Genomic DNA, 16,703 nt, shown 5'->3' with positions numbered 1-16,703 from the left:
GCTTGCGAGGTCCGCACGTCGTGCATAGCGGCGGAGGCCGGGTCGCCTAATCCGCGACCTTGCCGCCCCGGCCCGCCTTCTTCTCGGAGGTGCGCTTCTTGTCCTCCAGGCGCCGGCGCTTGGAGCCCAGGGTGGGGCGGGTGGCCTTGCGGACCTTGGGGACGAAGGTGAGGGCCTGCAGGCCGGCGCGCAGGCGGCGCACGGCGGCGTCCTTGTTCTGGGACTGGCTGCGGCGCTCGGTGGCGGTGACGGACAGCTCCGTGGGCGGGTGGGAGAGGCGCACGCCGCTGGCGGTGGTGTTGCGGTGCTGTCCGCCGGGTCCGGAGGCGATGAAGAACTCCACGTCGCAGACCTTCAGCAGGGCCTCGTCATCCAGGGAGAGGGCCTCCCGGGCGGCCTGGCGTCGAGCGGGTGCGATGGGGATGGTCGGCGGCGTCATGGCGGTCCTCAAGTTAGCGCCGCGGAGACGCCGCCGGTACCCCGCGCCTGACACCGGGCGGCGCGGGGCGCCTTGAAGGCCTGCTCAGGTGTTGTTCAGGTTGAAGGTGAAGCCCGTCTTGGCGGCGCGCCCGCTCTCGTCGGTGGCCACGAACTTCACCACGTAGGGCAGGGCGGAGAGCGACCGGTCCGTGGTGACGCGCACCTGCGCGGTCGTCTCGCCCGGGGCCAGGGTGACGGGGTCGGAGCCCAGCCGCGTCGTGCCCGGGGTTTCCAGCGTGAGGGTGAGCGCGCCGGTGAAGCCCTCCGCGCGCGTCACCGTCACCGTCACCTGGGCGGACTGGCCGGGCGTCACGTTCACCTGGCGGGGCTCCACGGCGAGGGCGAAGTCCGGCTGGGGCTCGGGCGGCGCCAGGATGACCAGGGAGATGTTGCCCCGGGCGGTGACGTTGTTGGCCGGGTCTTCCGCGATGAGCTGCAGCGCGTTCACGCCGTAGCTCGTGACGCTGTTGGACACCGAGATGGTGGCGGTGGTGCTGACGATGGTCTCCCCCTCCGGCAGGGAGAACGCCGGGCCGAAGGTGACGCCCTCGGGCGAGATCGCCGCGCTCACGCGCACCTCACCCAGGTTGTCCGCGATGCGCTGGATGGCGATGTCATAGGGGACGGAGTCGCCGGGCGCGGCGGTGACGGTGTCCGCGCCTCCCCAATCCAGGTGGTAGTAGGGCGTGTTGCCGCCGCAGCCCAGAGCCAGCGCGCAGGCGAGGACGGCGAGACGGGGGATGGAACGCGGCATGGGAGGGCTCCAGGGGTGGCGAAGCAGGGGTGAGCATGGGGCCGGGGCGCGAGGGCCCGCAAGCGTCCCCGGGGAAGGCGGGCGTCAGCGGAACAACGAACAGGCGGCGAGATAAGTCCCGACGTGGGCCTCCAGCGACGGCGCGCAGCCGCCGCCCAGACGCGCACGGACCCGGGGCGCAACGCCCGTTCCGGAGGGGTGCAACCGGGGGCGTAGAACTTCCGGCGGGCCTGTCCGTTACAGGAGCAGGCGGCGCGAACGTGCCCGCCCCGCGCAGTCCCCAGGAGCCCACACCCATGAACCTGAAGCCCCTCTCGCGGGCCGTCCTGACGGCCGCGCTCGCCACCGGTCTGTCCGCCACCTCCGCCTGGGCCGTCACGCCCGTCAGCGCGCCGCCCACCACCACCGCGAAGCCCGCGGCCGAGAAGCCCGCGACCGTCAAGCCCACGAAGCCCACGGACACGCCGGCCACCGGACCCCAGGCGCCCACGGGGCAGGGCGCGCAGGCGCAGGGCCAGGACGCGCAGGTCCAGCCGCAGGGGGCGCGGCCTGAAATCGAAGTGGCGTTCGTGCTGGATACGACGGGGTCGATGGGCGGCCTGCTGGAGGGCGCCAAGCAGAAGATCTTCTCCATCGCGTCGCGCATCGCGAAGGGCAAGCCCACGCCGCACCTGAAGGTGGCGCTGGTGGCGTACCGCGACCAGGGGGACGCGTACGTGACGAAGCGCTTCGACCTGAGCGACGACATGGACTCCATGTTCGCGGAGCTGCGCAAGCTGGACGCGAACGGGGGCGGGGATCATCCCGAGCACGTGGGGCGCGGCCTGGGTGAAGCGGTGTCGCTGCTCAAGTGGAGCCAGGACCGAGAGGTGATGAAGGTCATCTTCCTGGTGGGCGACGCGCCCCCCGCCCAGCGCGAGGCCGCCTGGGACTTCAAGCTCTGGTCCAAGCGCGCGAAGGAGCGCCACATCGTGGTGAACACGGTGCGCTGCGGCTCGGACTCCTCCACGGAGGAGTCCTGGCGCTACGTGGCGAAGCTGACGGACGGCACCTTCGACTCCATCGACGCGGCGGGCGGCATGGTGGCGGTGGCCACGCCCTTTGACGCGGAGCTGTCGCGGGTGAACGCGGAGCTGGCGTCGAAGACGCTCTACGGCGGCCGCGCGGAGGCCCAGGCCGTGAACCGCGCCCGCGCGGAGGCCACGAAGGGCATGGCCGCGGAGGCCGTCGCGGACCGCATCAGCTACATGAAGACGAGCCGGGGCGCGGGCAAGAGCGCCCCCAGCGCCGGAGCGGTGAGCAGCGCGCCCGCGGCCGTCGCGGGCGGCGTGGACCTGCTGGAGAAGCCGGCCGCGCTCGACACCCTCAAGGACGACGAGCTGCCCCAGGAGCTCAAGGGCCTCAAGAAGGAGGAGCAGGCCGCGAAGGTGAAGCAGCTGACCGCCGAGCGCAAGGTGCTGGAGGAGAAGGTCGCGAAGCTCGCCACCGAGCGCGACCAGTGGCTCACGAAGAACGCCCCCACCAAGGAGGACGCCTTCGACGCCAACGTGATGAAGAGCGTGAAGAAGCAGGCCGCGAGTTTCGGCGTCACGTACTGAGTGACGCCCTGCCGGGCGGGGCCCACCCAGGCCCCGCCCGCGCGGTCATTCGCGCGTCACCGCCCGGAGGACGATTTCCCGGCGTTGATCCAACAGCCGCATCGCCCAGGGCCGCGTCACCCGGTACACGCCGAAGTGGAGCACGGCGAACCCGAGGATGAAGGCCACGGACTGCCAGCCCGGCCCGTCCTTCCCCGCGGCCCGCAGCGCATGGCCAAAGGGCATGCAGCCCACGCTGGCCGCGAAGATGCCCAGCATGGACGCGGTGAGGGGAATCCGGTCGCGCCGCTTGAGGCTCGCGTGGAACTTCACCGGGAAGTACAGCGACAGGAAGTTGCCCGCGGCCAGCAGCATGGGCACCACCGCCGCCACCGCGGCCATGGCGCACAGGAAGTCCACGAGCGTGCCCGAGCCGAAGTACACCCGGTAGAAGGCGCCCACCAGCACCGCCATCCCCAGCGCCGCCACGCCCTGCACCCGGTTCTTCGCGCGCAGCACGTCCGCCAGGTTCATGGGCGCCGCCAGGAACACCGCGAAGCCGTGCCCGTCGTACGCGAAGGTGTTCTGCGAGAACGTGGACGCGATGACCACCGCGCCATAGATGCTCAGGCCGCCCATCACCCACGCGTCCGCGCTGCCGCCCAGCAGGTACACGAAGAGATCCCTGCCGGAGAGCAGCTTCAGCAGGATGGCCAGGATGAAGGGCACCGCCGCCAGCAGCCGTGCGCGCGGGTTGTGCCACAGGTCCAGCACCTCGCGGCGCAGGAGCGTGTCGAAGCGCGAGCCCGTGGTGGCGAACGGGTCGCTGTCCTTCCCATCCCCCCGGTCGCCGCCGGAGCGGCCTCCCGCCTGCCGGTGGAAGCGCATCAAGAGCGCGTACGCCACGACCATGCCCATGGCGGTGAAGAACAGCAGCCCGAAGGCCTCCAGCATGGCGATGCCCACGCGGCCGTGCGCCAGCTGTCCCAGCCCGTCGCCGAAGAAGCCCGGGGGCACCTGGCTGAGCGCCACCGCCGCGTTGATGATGAGGCTCATGTCCAGCGCGCCCACGCCCGTCTCACCCATGCTGGTGAGCCACGACGTGTCGATGGGCGGGATGAACGACGCGGCGACGAGGAACGCCACCATGCCGCCACCCATGATGCGCGCGCTGTGCTTCGCCCTCAGCACGTTGATGACCGTGTAGAGGCCCACCCTGCTCCACGCCGCGCAGAAGAGCGCGAACAGCACGTAGAGCACCGCCGCCAGCCACGGCGAGGCCAGCCGGTGCCGCGACGCATAGCCCACCGCCGCGCCGGTGAGGGGCGCGTAGAACACCAGCGCGCGGGGCTCGAAGAGGCTCGCCACCGTGGAGCCCATCAAGAGCCGGAACGGCGAGATGGGGAACGCGGCGTAGCGCGACAGCTCGGAGTGGTCATCCACGCCCGCGGACAACAGCGGCCACGTCACCCACGTGGCGGCGGTGACGAAGCACAGCAGGTTGAGGATGAAGTACGGCCACACGTTGCTGTGCACGATGAGCGGCATCCGCATCAGCTTGAAGAAGCTCAGGCCCAGCAGCACGCCCGGCGCGCTGGAGCCCACGAACGCGGCCACCGCGAGCAGGCGGCTCTTGCCCGGACCCTGGTTGAGGCCCAGGTGCAGGCGCAGGCCCCAGAGCAGCAGCAGGTGCTGGAAGAAGCCGGGGACCTTCGGACGCGGGCTGCTCACGCGGTCTCCCGGCGCAGCGGCACCACGTTCGCCGCGGGCTCGCCGTAGAACGACAGCTTCGCGTTGCGCGCGGCGGGCACGGCGATCAGCTTCTCGAACACCGCCTCCAGCGTGGACACGCCGTGGCGCTGGCGAAGCTGCTCCACCGGGCCCTGATCCAACATGCGCCCGCCCCGGATGACGCCCGCGTGCGTGGCCAACCGCTCGGCGATCTCCAGCACGTGCGTGGTGAGCAGCAGCGTCACGCCCCGGCGGGACAGCTCGCGCAAGAGCTCCCGGATGACGCCCGCGGCGAGCACGTCGATGCCCTCGAAGGGCTCATCCAGCAGCACCAGCTCCGGCGCGTGGATGAGCGCCGCGGCGATGGCGAGCCTGCGGCGCATGCCCTTGGAGTACTCCGCCACCAGCGCGCCCGCCTTGTACGTGAGCTCCGTCAGCTCCAACAGCTCCACCGCGCGCGACGCGGCCTCCGCGCCATCCAGTCCGTACATGCGCGCGCAGAAGGTGAGGTACTGACGGCCGGTGAGACGCTCGAAGAGGCTCAGCTCCTCCGGCACCACGCCCACGCGCTGCTTCACGTCCAGGGGCCTGGCCACGGCGTCCACGCCGAGCATGCGGATGGTGCCCTTGTCAGGCCCGTACACGCCGGTGAGCAACGCGATGGAGGTGGACTTGCCGGCGCCGTTGGGGCCGAGGAACGCGTAGAAGGCGCCCTTCGGAATCTGAAGCTCCAGGCCGTCCAGCGCGGTGAAGGTGCCGAAGCGCTTGACGAGGCCGCGGGCGTCGATGGCCAGCTCGGAGCCGGCCGGTTCTGAAGGGGGGGGCGTCATGAAGGACGCCATCACACCATGCACCCAGGGGCTGCCCACAATCCTCGGGTTGACGGATGGTGCGGCCCGCCGGGCGCTTCCCGACTCAGTGCACCATGGCCACCTCCGGCGGCCCGACGATCTGCTGCACGGTGGTGCGCACCTTGTCCAGGTCCACCGGCTTGGAGATGTAGCCGGCGGCGCCCACCAGCTCCGCCTCCCACTCGAAGCCGTAGCCGGAGATGATGATGATGGGCAGGTTGCGCGCCCGCGGCATCTTCTTGAGCGCGTCCAGCAGGCCCCAGCCGCTCATGACGGGCATGCGCAGGTCCAGGAGCACGGCGCCCGGGATGTCGTCCTCCAGAAGGTCCAGCGCTTCTCGGCCGTTCTTGGCCTCGATGGTGGCATAGCCCATCTCCTGGAGGGCATCGCAGATGAGCGTGCGGTGACTCGCGTCGTCGTCGACGACCAGGATGAAGTTCGACATGGGCTTGAGCCTCTGGAGTGGCGGCGTCTGCTTGGGGACCGCGATTCTATGGGGACGAAGATGGGAATGCCCTCCTCATTGCGGAAGGGCCTTCGTTTCTTTTCAACATTCCCCGTAGAGCGACAGCGTGTTTCCTCCCAGCACGCCCGCGAGCGCGGCCTCGTCCAGCCCCAACCCGGCGAGCGCCCGCAGCTCCCGATCCCACGCATAGGGGATGTTGGGGAAGTCCGTCCCATAGAGGATGCGCTCGGGCCGGACCTCCAGCGCCTTCCGGGGGAGGGGCACGGGGAAGTAGCCGCCTACCGCCATGGTCGTGTCCAGCCAGAGCGTGTCATGGCGCTCCAGCAGGCGCGCGTACGCGTCGAACTCGTCCGCTCCCAGGTGCGGCACGCACAGCTTGAGCGTGGGATGATCCTTCAGCACGCGCTCCACCCGCTCCGCGGCGCAGAGCTGGTGCGGATCCACCGGATACTGGGCGCTGGAGGGCTCCCGCCCCGAGTGCATCACGAGCGGCTTGCCCGCCCGGGCGCACGCTTCGTAGAGCTCGTTCAGCTGGGGCGCGTCCGGAGAGAAGGCCTGCACGTGGCAGTGCAGCTTCACGCCCTTCAGCCCCAGGGTGAACGCTTCCTCCAGGATGCCGACGGCGCCGGGCTCGCCCGGGTACACGGTGCCAAGGCCGATGACGCGGGGCTCGGCCTTCGCCACCTCCGCCACGAAGGCGTTGAGCGCGCGCGCCATGCCCGGCTTGTGGGCGTAGTGCAGGGCGACCACGCGCTCGACGCCCCGGGACAGCAGGAAGGACAGCACATGGGGCGTGTGCAGCTTGTAGCGGATGGGCCAGCCGTAGCGGTCGAACCAGCGCCACACCGCCTCGAAGACGCGGTCGGGGAACAGGTGCACGTGCGCGTCCACGACGGGCGGCAGGCCGGGGTCCACGCGGGGCCCTTCCTCGTCCGCCAGCGCGGGCATGGGCATCTGGATGCCCTGTTCCCTCCAGGTCGCGGCCGGCGAGGACGCCAGGCACGGCACCGGCGCGTCGTCGTCCTCGTGTTCGCTGGGGTCGTGCTCTTCAGGAGGCTCGCGGTGAGCCGTCATCCGCCCGTGCCCGGCCCGGAGGACTTCTTCGCGTCGTCGTCCTCGTCCTTGTCCAGGCGCCGCAGGTAGCTGTTGTGCGCGTAGCCCTGGCGCTCCAGCCGCTGCGCCTCGATGGCGTCCGCGACCTTCGAACACACCTGTCCGAGCATGCGCAGGGACTCGGCGATCAACCGCTCCGCGTGATCCTGCGCATTGGCGGACGGAATGATGGGGCGGTCGCGACGGAACGGCAGGGGCAACTTCATCCTCTGGAATCTAAGGGATGCCCCCGCGCGGTGCCACGCGTCAGTCCCGCCCCGGCCCCTGGCCGCCCCTCCCGGGCTGGCGGGTTCACGGAGTGTTGACAGCGCGACGCGGCATCGCCCCCCGGACCGGGTTAACCGCGTTGACAGTGTCCCAGTTTACATTTTGCGCCGGCCCGGTCCCCGGAGCACCCCTGTGCACCCCCTTGAGCGTTGGCAACTCGCTGGAATCACGAAGGGTTTACGAATTTTCAAGCAGGGGGATGACAGCGCCGGGATTCGCCTCTACATTGCGTCCGTCGGATTTCACTCAAGAGGTGCTGCGCATGGCTTACGACGGCGAGCTTGTGAAGATGCAGAACGGTCGCTGGGCGCGTTTCCAGCGGTGCCAGGTGTACCGGCCGGGCGTGACGGACGCCGGCGAGACCATGCTCCTGATCGCGGTGGAGCTGGAGGAGCGCTATCAGCAGCTGCTCGACGAGGCGGCGGATTCCCTCGCGGAGTACCGCTCCCAGGGCGTGCCCGTGCAGGTGCGGCTGGCGCCGGACGCGCAGGGGCTCACCCTGCACCCGGAGGCTCAGGCCTCCGTCTCGGTGAACTAGGACCCTCCTCGGGGTTCCAGGCTGTAAACCCACGGGCTCCGCGCTTCACCGCGCGGGGCCCGTCTCATTTACAGCGCTGACAGGTCTGGGCCGCCGTCCACTTTTCAACGCACCGCATGCCACCCACACGGCGCGCGAATGCCGCGCTCAGTCGTGGATCTGGAAGAAGCGGGCGGCGTTGTCCCGGGTGACCCGTCGGACGATGCGCTCGGACAGCCTCGCCTTGCCCAGCAGGTTCGCCGTGCGCGCGAGCCCCAGGATGTCCCCCGCGCCGTCGCCCGCGTCCGAGTCCAGCACCAGGCGCTCGCTGCCCAGCCGCCGCACCAGGGCCACCGCCCGGTCCGCCTGGAGGGCCTCCGGGTGCAGGGTGAGGCCGGCCCAGTGGCCCACCTCCAGGATGGTCCGCACGGTGCGCGCGTTGGCGTGGTCCACCAGCGCGCGCGAGGGCAGCAGTCCTGACTGGCGCAGGAGCGTGAGGATGCGCCGCGTGTGGCGCTCCTTGTCCTTGAGCGGCGTGTGCACCACCACGCGCAGCTTGAGCTGACGGGCCAGGGCCAGCTGCTCCAGGAAGGCCTCTTCCTCCTCCTCGCCGCCCGCGTGCAGCCCCGTCTCGCCCAGGGCCACCACCCGGCCGCCCTCGAAGTAGTCCGGCAGGTGGCTCAGCACTTCCGACAGCCCCCGGCGCGGGATGCAGCGCGGGTGCACGCCCAGGGCGGCCCAGGCGCGGATGCCCAGCCGCTCCAAGCGCGGCAGCTGCTTCTCCACCAGCTGGTCGAAGTGCTGACGCAGCCCCTTGGCCGTGGGCTCCGGGAAGTGGTGCGCCACCACCAGGGCCTGTTCCACGCCGAAGAAGCGCATGGACTCCAGGTCCTGGTCCGTCAGGGCCTCCGGGTGGAGGTGCGCATCGAAGAGCGGAAGCGGCTCGGCCACGGGCAGTCGTTCTCCTTCGTTTCAGTCCTGGCCCGTCGCGGCGCCCTCGTTGCGCGGGTCACTGGAGGAATAGCGCAGGTTGGTGCGCGGGTCGCTGTAGACGGCCTCCGCGTCGCCCCAGGCGTCCACCCGGCGAATCTTGTGGCCCTTCGCCTCCAGCGCGGACAGCGTCGCCGGCTCCAGGCCCCACTTGTCCACCCAGAGCTCGTCCGGGAGGTACTGGTGGTGCAGCCGGCCCGTGCCCACCGCGCGCGCCACGTCCATGCCCTGGTCCACCACGTTGCTGATGGCCTGGATGACGGTGGTGGGGATGGTGGAGCCGCCGGGGCTGCCCACCGCCAGCATCACCCGCTTGGGGTCTTCCTTGGAGAACACCAGCGTGGGCGACATGGAGGACAGGGGCACCTTGCCGGCCTGGATGGCGTTGGGCTCACCGGTGACGAGCCCATACGCGTTGGGCACGCCCGGCTGCGCGGCGAAGTCGTCCATCTCGTCATTGAGGAGCACGCCGGTGCCCTTGGCCACCAGGCACGAGCCGAAGCTGTAGTTGACCGTGGTCGTCATCGCCACCGCGTTGCCGTCCTTGTCGATGACGGAGATGTGCGTGGTGTTCTTCTTCTCCGGCTCCGGCGTGAGCGCCCCCGCGTCCTTGCGCAGCGTGGAGGCAGGCCCGCCCGTCACGGGCGCCAGCAGCGACGCGCTGGGCGTGGCCTTCTTCGGGTCGATGCCGCCCGCCAGGTCCGCGATGTGGCCGGGCGACGTCAGCCGCTCCAGCGGCACCTGCACGAAGGCCGGATCGCCCAGGTACTTCGCGCGGTCCACGTACGCGCGCCGCACGGCCTCCACGTAGAGGTGCAGCGACTCCGGGTCTCGGTACGGCACGCCCTGCGGCCGCAGCTGCTGGAGCATGCCCAGCACCTGCACCACCGCCAGCCCGCCCGCGCTGGGCGGCGGCATGGTGAGGATGCGGTGCCCACGGTAGGTGGTCTCCAGCGGCGTGGCCGGGCGCGTGCGGTAGTTCGTCAGGTCCTCCTGCGTGAGCAGCCCGCCCGCGTCCTGCACCGTCTTCACCAGCGCCTGCGCCACCGGGCCCGCGTAGAAGGCCTTCGCGCCGCCCTTGGCCACCCGCTCCAGCGTGCGCGCCAGGTCCGGCTGTTTGAGCAGGTGCCCCACAGGAGGCACGTCCGGCGTGCCCTGCGCGTTGGGCGTCAGGAAGATGCGCGCGGCCTCCGGGTCCTGGCGCAGACACTCCGCGCGGCCGGTGGCCATCTGCTGGTACTTGGGTGTCACCCAGAAGCCCTGCTTCGCCAGCCGGATGGCCGGGGCCAGCACCACCGCGGGCTTGAGCTTGCCGTGCTTGGACAACAGCTCCAGGTAGCCCGCCACCGCGCCCGGCACCGCCACGCTCAGCGCGCCGTCCGTGGACAGGCCCGGCACCAGCGCGCCGTCCTTCAGGTACATGTCGCGCGAGGCGCCCTTGGGAGCCACCTCCCGGAAGTCCAGCACCTGGGTGCCGCCCGACTTCGCGTCGTGCACCAGCGCGAACCCGCCGCCGCCCACGCCGGAGTGGTAGGGGCCCACCACCGCCGCCACGAACGCCGCCGCCACCGCCGCGTCCACCGCGTTGCCGCCCTTGTCCAGCATCTGGAGCGCGGCTTCGCTCGCGGGCGGATACGCCGTGGCCACCGCACCTCCCCGGTAGGGACGTGCCGCACCCGCCTGCGCCGCCACCAGCAACACTGCGAGTCCCAGCGCACGGAACGACTGCCGTCCCGCGGCGCCCATGTGTGTTTTCCCCACCTGGAGGCCTTTCCTTGTGATTTCCGGCCGTTCCCTAATGCACCACGCGCCGCGCCAGGGCCAGGGTTTCAGCCAGACAACATTTTTTTCCTTGGATTGTGAGCGGAGGCGGGGCAGTCTCCGGTCATGCGCAGCAACGGGCGGTGCTCATGAGTCTTCCGAACCCCGTGGAAAACCCGGCGTCGGTTCCGACTCCGGCCTCCACTTCGGCGCGGCTGACGACGTTCCTGAAGCCGCGCTTCGGCATCACGGTCCAATGCAACACGTTGTGTGTAGCAGTCAGCGCCCGCCCCTCCCCGGACGTCCCGCGATCCGCTTTGAAGTCCGGGCGCGGTTGACGAGTTGATCGGCGGTCCCTAATTCTCCGCCGCATATGACAGCTCTGGCGGCGGTTGTGCTGTGCGCGGGCAAGGGCACGCGGATGAAGTCGGAGAAGGCCAAGGTCCTTCACCCCATCCTCGGCCGGCCCCTTTGCGCCTATCCCTTGAAGCGGGCCCTGGAACTGGGCGCCACGCACGTGGTGCCGGTGGTGGGCCACCAGGCAGCGGAGGTGGAGAAGTCCATCCGCTCCCACTTCCCGGACGCGCCCCTGCGCTTCGCGCTCCAGAAGGAGCAGAAGGGCACCGCGGACGCGGTGAAGGCGGCCCAGGACGCGCTGAAGGGCCACGACGGCCGCGTGCTCATCCTCTACGGAGACGTGCCGCTGCTCCGGAAGGAGACGCTCCAGTCGCTGCTCGCCGCGCACGACGCCGCGGGCGGAGTGCTGGCGCTGGTGTCCACCACGCTGGAAGACCCCACCGGCTACGGCCGCGTCATCCGCGAAGGCGGCAAGGTGGCGCGCATCGTGGAGCACAAGGACTGCACCCCGGAGCAGCGCGCGGTGAAGGAGTGCAACGCGGGCATCTACTCCGTGGACGCGGCCTTCCTCTGGAAGGCGCTGGCCGAAATCAAGCCCGTCAACGCGCAGGGCGAGTACTACCTCACCGACCTGGTGGAGATGGCCGCGAAGCTGGGCCCCGTGGGCGCGGTGGACGCGGACGCCACGGAGACCGCGGGCGTGAACGACAAGGTGGAGCTGGCGGCGCGCGCCCGCGTCCTCCAGCAGCGCATCAACGAAGCCCACATGCGCGCGGGCGTGTCCATCCAGGACCCCGCCACCGCGTACATCGAAGAGGGCATCACCATCGGCACCGATACGGAGATTGGCCCCAGCGTTTCGCTGATGGCCGGCACCGTCATCGGAAAGAACGTCACCATCGGTCAGGGCAGCGTGCTCACGGCCTCCCACGTGGCGGATGGCACCCACATCAAGCCCTACTCCGTGCTGGAGGAGGCGCGTGTGGGCGAGCGTTGCATCATCGGCCCGTTCTCCCGGCTGCGCCCCGCCACGGAGTTGGCAGAGGAAGTGCATCTGGGGAACTTCGTGGAGACGAAGAAGGCCCGCATCGGCAAGGGCACCAAGGCCAACCACCTGACTTACCTGGGCGACGCGAACATTGGCGCGGGCTGCAACATCGGCGCGGGCACCATCACCTGTAACTATGACGGGGTGAACAAGCACCTGACCGAGCTGGGCGATGGCGTCTTCATCGGCTCGGACAGTCAACTGGTGGCGCCGGTGAAGGTGGGGGACGGCGGGTATGTCGGCGCGGGCTCCACGGTGACGAAAAATGTGCCTCCTGGGAGCCTCGCTGTGTCCCGCGCGCCACAGGTCGTGAAGGAGGGGTGGGTGGCTGCCAAGAAGGCCCGGCAGGTGAAGGTGAAGGCTGGTTAGGAAGAGTGCTCGCCTGCTGGTCGGTCGGCGGGGCGGGGTTGGGCGTGTTGGGCGTGAACGGGTTGCCCGTGGTTTGCTCCGGCGCCGCGGGACGAGAAAGAGGCAGGACGAACATGTGCGGGATTGTTGGCTACGTCGGTGACAAGGAATCTGCTCCCATCCTGGTGTCGGGTCTGAAGAAGCTCGAGTACCGGGGCTACGACTCCGCGGGCGTCGCGGTGGTGGGCGGCAACCAACTCAATGTGGTGCGCGCCACGGGCAAGCTGCGCAACCTGGAGAACCGCGTGGTGCAGGACCTGCCCAAGGGCACCACCGGCATTGGCCACACGCGCTGGGCCACGCACGGCCGCCCCTCCGACGAGAACGCCCACCCGCACACGTACAAGAACGTGGCGGTGGTGCATAACGGCATCATCGAGAACCACCTGGCGCTCAAGGCGGAGCTGCGCGCGCGCGGCCACGTCTTCGCGTCGGAGACGGACTCGGAAGTGTTCGCGCACCTCATCTCCGCGGAGGTGGAGCGCGGCGTGGACCTGCCGGACGCCGTCCGCGCGGCCATCAAGCAGGTGAAGGGCACCTACGGCCTGGTGGTGGTGTGCTCCAACGACCCGGGCCGCATCGTGTGCACGAAGGACGCGTCGCCCATGGTGCTGGGCCTGGGCGAGGGCCAGAACTTCGTGGCCAGCGACGTGCCCGCGCTGCTTGAGCACACGCGCGACTTCGTCTACATGGAGGAGGGCGACCTGGCGGTCATCACCGCCGCCAAGGTCGACATCTTCAACCGCGACGGGAAGCTGGTGAACCGCCCCACGCGCCGCATCGACTGGACGCCGATGATGGCGGAGAAGGGCGGCTACAAGCACTTCATGCACAAGGAGATCTGGGAGCAGCCCCGCGCCATCGCGGACACGCTGCGCGGCCGGATGCTCCTCACGGAAGGCGACGTCCACTTCGACACGTGGAACCTGTCCCAGGAGCAGGTGAAGTCCTTCACCAAGGTCACCATCCTGGCCTGCGGCACGTCCTGGCACTCGGGCGTGGCCGGCAAGCACATGATTGAATCGCTGGCGCGGCTGCCGGTGGAGGTGGAGCTGGCCAGCGAGTTCCGCTACCGCGACCCCATCGTGGAGAAGAGCCACCTGGTCATCGCCATCAGCCAGTCGGGTGAGACGGCGGACACGCTGGGGGCCTTCAAGGAGGCCAAGCGGCTGGGCGCCCACACGTTGGCCGTCTGCAACGTCATTGGCAGCGCGATGACGCGCGAGTCGGACCTGCACATCCTCACCAACGCGGGCCCGGAGATTGGCGTCGCGTCCACCAAGGCGTTCACCACCCAGCTCGTCACCCTGTACCTGCTGGCGGTGAAGCTGGGCCGCATGCGCGGCACGCTGTCGGTGGAGGGCGCGCAGGAGCACCTGACGCACCTGGCCCAGGTGCCGAAGATGATTGAAGAGGTCCTCAAGTGCGAGCCGCAGGTGAAGCGCGTCGCGCGCGAGTTCATGAACGCGCAGGACTTCCTCTTCCTGGGACGCGGCCCCATGCACCCGGTGGCGCTGGAGGGCGCGCTCAAGCTGAAGGAGATTTCGTACATCCACGCGGAGGGCTACGCGGGCGGTGAGATGAAGCACGGCCCCATCGCGCTCATCGACGAGAAGATGCCCGTCGTGGTCATCGCGCCGAAGCAGCCGCACGTCGCGTACGAGAAGATCATCGGCAACATCGAGGAGGTCCGCGCGCGCGGCGGCAAGGTCATCGCCATCCTCGACGAGGACGACACGCAGGCGGACACCCTGGCTGACCACGTCATCCGCATCCCCGCCGCCTGCGCGCTGCTCGCGCCGGTGGTGGCCACCATCCCGCTCCAGCTGCTCGCGTACCACGTGGCGGAGATGCGCGGGAACGACGTGGACCAGCCGCGCAACCTGGCCAAGAGCGTGACCGTCGAGTAGCGCTGCACGGCTTCCACGCCTGAATGCGAAAGAGCCCGGACTCCCTTCACAGGGGGCCCGGGCTTCTTCGTTCCCGCTACTTCTCGTCCGCCAGCTCCAGGAGCACCTCCAGGTCCGCGGCGGCGTCCAGCGACTCCAGCAGCTCCAGGTTCTCCACCACCTCGCGATCCTCGTCGGTGAGCTGGGGCTGTGGCTGACGCGTGTCCGACGGCGGAGGCGGGGCCTCCGGGTGCACGGCCTTCGCGGGCGCGGGGACCTCTTCGGACGGCGGGGACTGCTGGGCGGACGCGGGCACGGCGGCCGTGAGCGCGAACAGCAGCAACCAACAGGGTGCGGGCCTCACTTGTTGCGCCGCCTTTCGCGCAGCCGCTCGCGTGCCTCCTGTCGCTGCTCCTGGGACATCTGCCGCCAGCGGCGCATGTTCTCCAGCATCTGCTCGCGGCGCTCCGGGTGTTCCTTGAGATAGGCGCGCACCCGTTCGCGCAGCTCCCCTCGGCGCTCCGGGGTGAGGCCGCGCAGCTCGCGCACCTGCTCACGCACCGCCTGCCGCTCCTGGGGCGACAGGCGCTGGAAGTCGCGCAGGTTGGTCTTCAGCCGCTCACGCTCCTCCGGGGGCAGCTGCCGCCAGCGCTGGAGGTTCGCGCGCACGCGGGCCTGCTCCTCCGGGGACATGGCCTTGAACTCGCGCAGCTTCGCGCGCAGGGCTTCCTTCTGCTCCGGCGGGAGCTTCTCGAAGCGCTCCGCGGCGGTGGGCGCGGGGGCGTTGGCCGCGAGGGCGGGCACTCCGATGATCAGCGCCACGGCCAGCACGCCGGCGGTCATCCTTCCCAGCATCACGGCACCCCCAGTTCATGGAGGTTCTCGACGACCTCCAGGTCTTCGGAGCTGTTGAGCCCCAGCACTTCGTAGTCCTCGACCAGCTCCAGGTTCGCCGCCACCTCCAGCGCGCCCGGGTCCCACTCCTCCAGCGAGGGCGACTCCACGCGCGTGCGTCCGGCCACGAGCAGCGTCAGCACCACCGCGGCGGCCAGTCCCGCCGAGGGCACGAGCACGCCGGGCCTCAAGAGGTGCGCGAACCGCTCGCGCCAGGTGGGCGGCAGCGCGTCCACCCGCGCCAGCAGCTCGCGCCGGGCGGACGGTGAGGGCGTGAACGCGGGCAGCGCCGCCATCCGCGCCACCGTGAGGCGCAGGAGCTTCTCCGTGCCCTGGCACTCCGCGCAGGTGACCAGATGGGCCTCCACGCGCGCGCGGTGCGGGGGCGGCAACTCCCCGTCCACCCAGGCCGTCAGGTCTTCTTCGAACGCACAGCTCATGCCCGACTCCTCGCGGGCACGGTGCCCGCCTGCAACGCTTCAATCCTGCGCGCCACCGCCAGGGTGGCCCGGTGGATGAGGCTCTTCACGGCGGCCTCGCTCGCCTCCAGCGCCTCGGCGATGTCCCGGTACGCCATGCCCTCGAAGCGGCACATGGTGAACGCGGCCCGCTCGCGGTCGCTCAAATCCTTCAGGGCCAGGCCCACCGCCGCCTCCAGCTCCCGGCCGCTCAGCGCCTGGTCCGGCCTGTCTCCGTCGGGCCCTGGCATCCGCATCGCCCCCACGTCTTCCTCCGCCGGGGCCTCCGCCGTGAGGCGCGCCACGCGGTACTCGCCGCGCCGCATCTCGTTGAGGCAGTGGTTCGTCGCCACCCGGAAGAGGAACGTCTTGAACTTCGCCGTGGGCTTGTAGGAGCGCGCGTGGCGGTAGAGCTTCACGAAGATGTCCTGCGTGAGCTCCTCCGCCCGCGCCGCGTCCCCCACGAAGCGGAACGCGAAGCGCGCCACGCTCGCGTGGTGCCGGTCGAAGAGCCAGGCGAAGGCCTGCTTGTCGCCCGCCGCCACCTTCAGCATCGCCTGCGTGTCCGGGTCCCAATCCATCCGTGAGGTCAGAAACCCCGTTGCCCGCTGGAAGTTGCGGGCTCACCCACTTTGAACCCCAAGCCACGCCCCGGTTACAGTTTCGCCACCGTGTCCGATGCTTTCCGCCCACGTTCGCGCACACCATCTCCCCACCTGGGAGAGGAGGCGGAGCCCCCGTCGGACCTGGCGGCCTGGGAGCCTCCGGCGCAGGGCGGCACGCCCACCCCGCCCACGGACTCGCCGCTGCCCATGTACCTGCTGGCGCAGCAGGCCCGGCGGGCGCAAGGGGACGAACAGAAGCGCCTGTCCTGGAACCTCAACCAGCTCCTGGAGGAGCTGGGGGCGCAGGGTGGGGGTCGGACGGAGGCGGACGCCTTCCACCGGCTGCTGGAGGGGGGCAACCTGGACGGGCTGGTGGACTCGGACGGGCGCTCCTGCCGCGCCACGGCGGTGGAGTCCCTGCTGGCCCTGGGCTTCCCCTACGCGCTGGAGGTGCGTCCGGAGGACCTGGAGCACCTCACGAACGCCCCCGTCCCGGGCACGCGGCTGACGCCTCCCAGAGGGGGGCCCTTCCCGGCC

At 70.4% G+C, this 16,703-nt stretch carries 17 protein-coding genes and 1 pseudogene; 5 read left to right on the top strand and 13 right to left on the bottom strand.

What is annotated here, in order from left to right:
* Positions 1-46: 46 nt before the first annotated feature.
* A complete protein-coding gene (locus tag D7V77_RS14415) occupies positions 47-439 on the bottom strand; it encodes a peptide chain release factor-like protein (protein ID WP_199733784.1) in 393 nt (130 codons plus the stop codon).
* An 84-nt stretch (positions 440-523) separates the two neighbouring features.
* Positions 524-1,234: a hypothetical protein gene (locus D7V77_RS14410; RefSeq protein ID WP_120576854.1), complete on the bottom strand. Its 711-nt coding sequence runs from the start codon at positions 1,232-1,234 to the stop codon at positions 524-526.
* 296 nt (positions 1,235-1,530) lie between these two features.
* On the opposite strand from D7V77_RS14410, the gene D7V77_RS14405 reads away from it, so the two are divergent.
* Positions 1,531-2,832 (top strand): VWA domain-containing protein, encoded by a 1,302-nt coding sequence (locus D7V77_RS14405; RefSeq protein ID WP_120576853.1) that lies wholly within the window; start codon positions 1,531-1,533, stop codon positions 2,830-2,832.
* 45 nt (positions 2,833-2,877) lie between these two features.
* Here D7V77_RS14405 and D7V77_RS14400 read toward each other — a convergent pair whose 3' ends face one another.
* From D7V77_RS14400 to D7V77_RS14380, 5 genes are all read right to left on the bottom strand, one after another.
* Positions 2,878-4,542 (bottom strand): hypothetical protein, encoded by a 1,665-nt coding sequence (locus D7V77_RS14400; RefSeq protein ID WP_120576852.1) that lies wholly within the window; start codon positions 4,540-4,542, stop codon positions 2,878-2,880.
* Positions 4,539-5,372 carry an ABC transporter ATP-binding protein gene (locus D7V77_RS14395; protein ID WP_120576870.1) on the bottom strand — a complete coding sequence of 278 codons (834 nt, stop codon included), beginning with the start codon at positions 5,370-5,372 and terminating at the stop codon, positions 4,539-4,541. The genes D7V77_RS14400 and D7V77_RS14395 overlap by 4 nt, the downstream gene beginning before the upstream one ends.
* Before the next feature lie 85 nt (positions 5,373-5,457).
* Positions 5,458-5,838 (bottom strand): response regulator, encoded by a 381-nt coding sequence (locus D7V77_RS14390; RefSeq protein WP_014394116.1) that lies wholly within the window; start codon positions 5,836-5,838, stop codon positions 5,458-5,460.
* A 102-nt stretch (positions 5,839-5,940) separates the two neighbouring features.
* Positions 5,941-6,933: an amidohydrolase family protein gene (locus tag D7V77_RS14385; protein ID WP_120576851.1), complete on the bottom strand. Its 993-nt coding sequence runs from the start codon at positions 6,931-6,933 to the stop codon at positions 5,941-5,943.
* Positions 6,930-7,178 carry a hypothetical protein gene (locus D7V77_RS14380; RefSeq protein ID WP_120576850.1) on the bottom strand — a complete coding sequence of 83 codons (249 nt, stop codon included), beginning with the start codon at positions 7,176-7,178 and terminating at the stop codon, positions 6,930-6,932. The genes D7V77_RS14385 and D7V77_RS14380 overlap by 4 nt, the downstream gene beginning before the upstream one ends.
* A 323-nt stretch (positions 7,179-7,501) precedes the next feature.
* On the opposite strand from D7V77_RS14380, the gene D7V77_RS14375 reads away from it, so the two are divergent.
* Entirely contained in the window at positions 7,502-7,777 is a 276-nt protein-coding gene (locus tag D7V77_RS14375) for a hypothetical protein (protein WP_120561800.1), read from the top strand.
* Between the two features lie 147 nt (positions 7,778-7,924).
* On the opposite strand, the gene D7V77_RS14370 is transcribed toward D7V77_RS14375, so the two are convergent.
* Together D7V77_RS14370 and ggt are read right to left on the bottom strand one after the other, a co-directional pair.
* Positions 7,925-8,707, bottom strand: coding sequence for a TatD family hydrolase (locus D7V77_RS14370; RefSeq protein WP_120576849.1), 783 nt, complete (start codon positions 8,705-8,707; stop codon positions 7,925-7,927).
* Positions 8,708-8,728: 21 nt separating this feature from the next.
* A complete protein-coding gene (gene ggt / locus D7V77_RS14365; protein WP_120576848.1) occupies positions 8,729-10,492 on the bottom strand; it encodes a gamma-glutamyltransferase in 1,764 nt (587 codons plus the stop codon).
* Between the two features lie 388 nt (positions 10,493-10,880).
* On the opposite strand from ggt, the gene glmU reads away from it, so the two are divergent.
* Entirely contained in the window at positions 10,881-12,281 is a 1,401-nt protein-coding gene (glmU, locus tag D7V77_RS14355; RefSeq protein ID WP_120576847.1) for a bifunctional UDP-N-acetylglucosamine diphosphorylase/glucosamine-1-phosphate N-acetyltransferase GlmU, read from the top strand.
* Positions 12,282-12,394: 113 nt separating this feature from the next.
* Positions 12,395-14,230 carry a glutamine--fructose-6-phosphate transaminase (isomerizing) gene (glmS, locus tag D7V77_RS14350; protein WP_120576846.1) on the top strand — a complete coding sequence of 612 codons (1,836 nt, stop codon included), beginning with the start codon at positions 12,395-12,397 and terminating at the stop codon, positions 14,228-14,230.
* Positions 14,231-14,306: 76 nt separating this feature from the next.
* On the opposite strand, the gene D7V77_RS14345 is transcribed toward glmS, so the two are convergent.
* Genes D7V77_RS14345 through D7V77_RS14330 form a run of 4 tightly spaced genes read right to left on the bottom strand, consistent with a single transcriptional unit; the run spans position 14,307 to position 16,142 of the window.
* Complete coding sequence (locus D7V77_RS14345) at positions 14,307-14,573, bottom strand: hypothetical protein (RefSeq protein WP_147452067.1); 267 nt, start codon at positions 14,571-14,573, stop codon at positions 14,307-14,309.
* On the bottom strand, positions 14,570-15,064 hold the full coding sequence (locus D7V77_RS14340; RefSeq protein WP_120576844.1) for a DUF3106 domain-containing protein: 495 nt from the start codon (positions 15,062-15,064) through the stop codon (positions 14,570-14,572). Before D7V77_RS14340 ends, D7V77_RS14345 begins: the two co-directional genes overlap by 4 nt.
* Positions 15,064-15,543 (bottom strand): anti-sigma factor, encoded by a 480-nt coding sequence (locus D7V77_RS14335; RefSeq protein WP_120576843.1) that lies wholly within the window; start codon positions 15,541-15,543, stop codon positions 15,064-15,066. Before D7V77_RS14335 ends, D7V77_RS14340 begins: the two co-directional genes overlap by 1 nt.
* Positions 15,540-16,142 carry an RNA polymerase sigma factor gene (locus tag D7V77_RS14330; RefSeq protein ID WP_120576842.1) on the bottom strand — a complete coding sequence of 201 codons (603 nt, stop codon included), beginning with the start codon at positions 16,140-16,142 and terminating at the stop codon, positions 15,540-15,542. The genes D7V77_RS14335 and D7V77_RS14330 overlap by 4 nt, the downstream gene beginning before the upstream one ends.
* A 90-nt stretch (positions 16,143-16,232) precedes the next feature.
* On the opposite strand from D7V77_RS14330, the pseudogene D7V77_RS45520 reads away from it, so the two are divergent.
* Positions 16,233-16,703 (top strand): annotated as a pseudogene (locus tag D7V77_RS45520) (hypothetical protein); the annotation flags it as partial.

It is taken from the genome of Corallococcus sp. CA041A, from assembly GCF_003612075.1.
GTDB lineage: Bacteria > Myxococcota > Myxococcia > Myxococcales > Myxococcaceae > Corallococcus > Corallococcus exiguus.
Note: the sequence above shows the minus strand (reverse complement) of the source record. Positions and strands in the feature narration are given on the sequence as shown.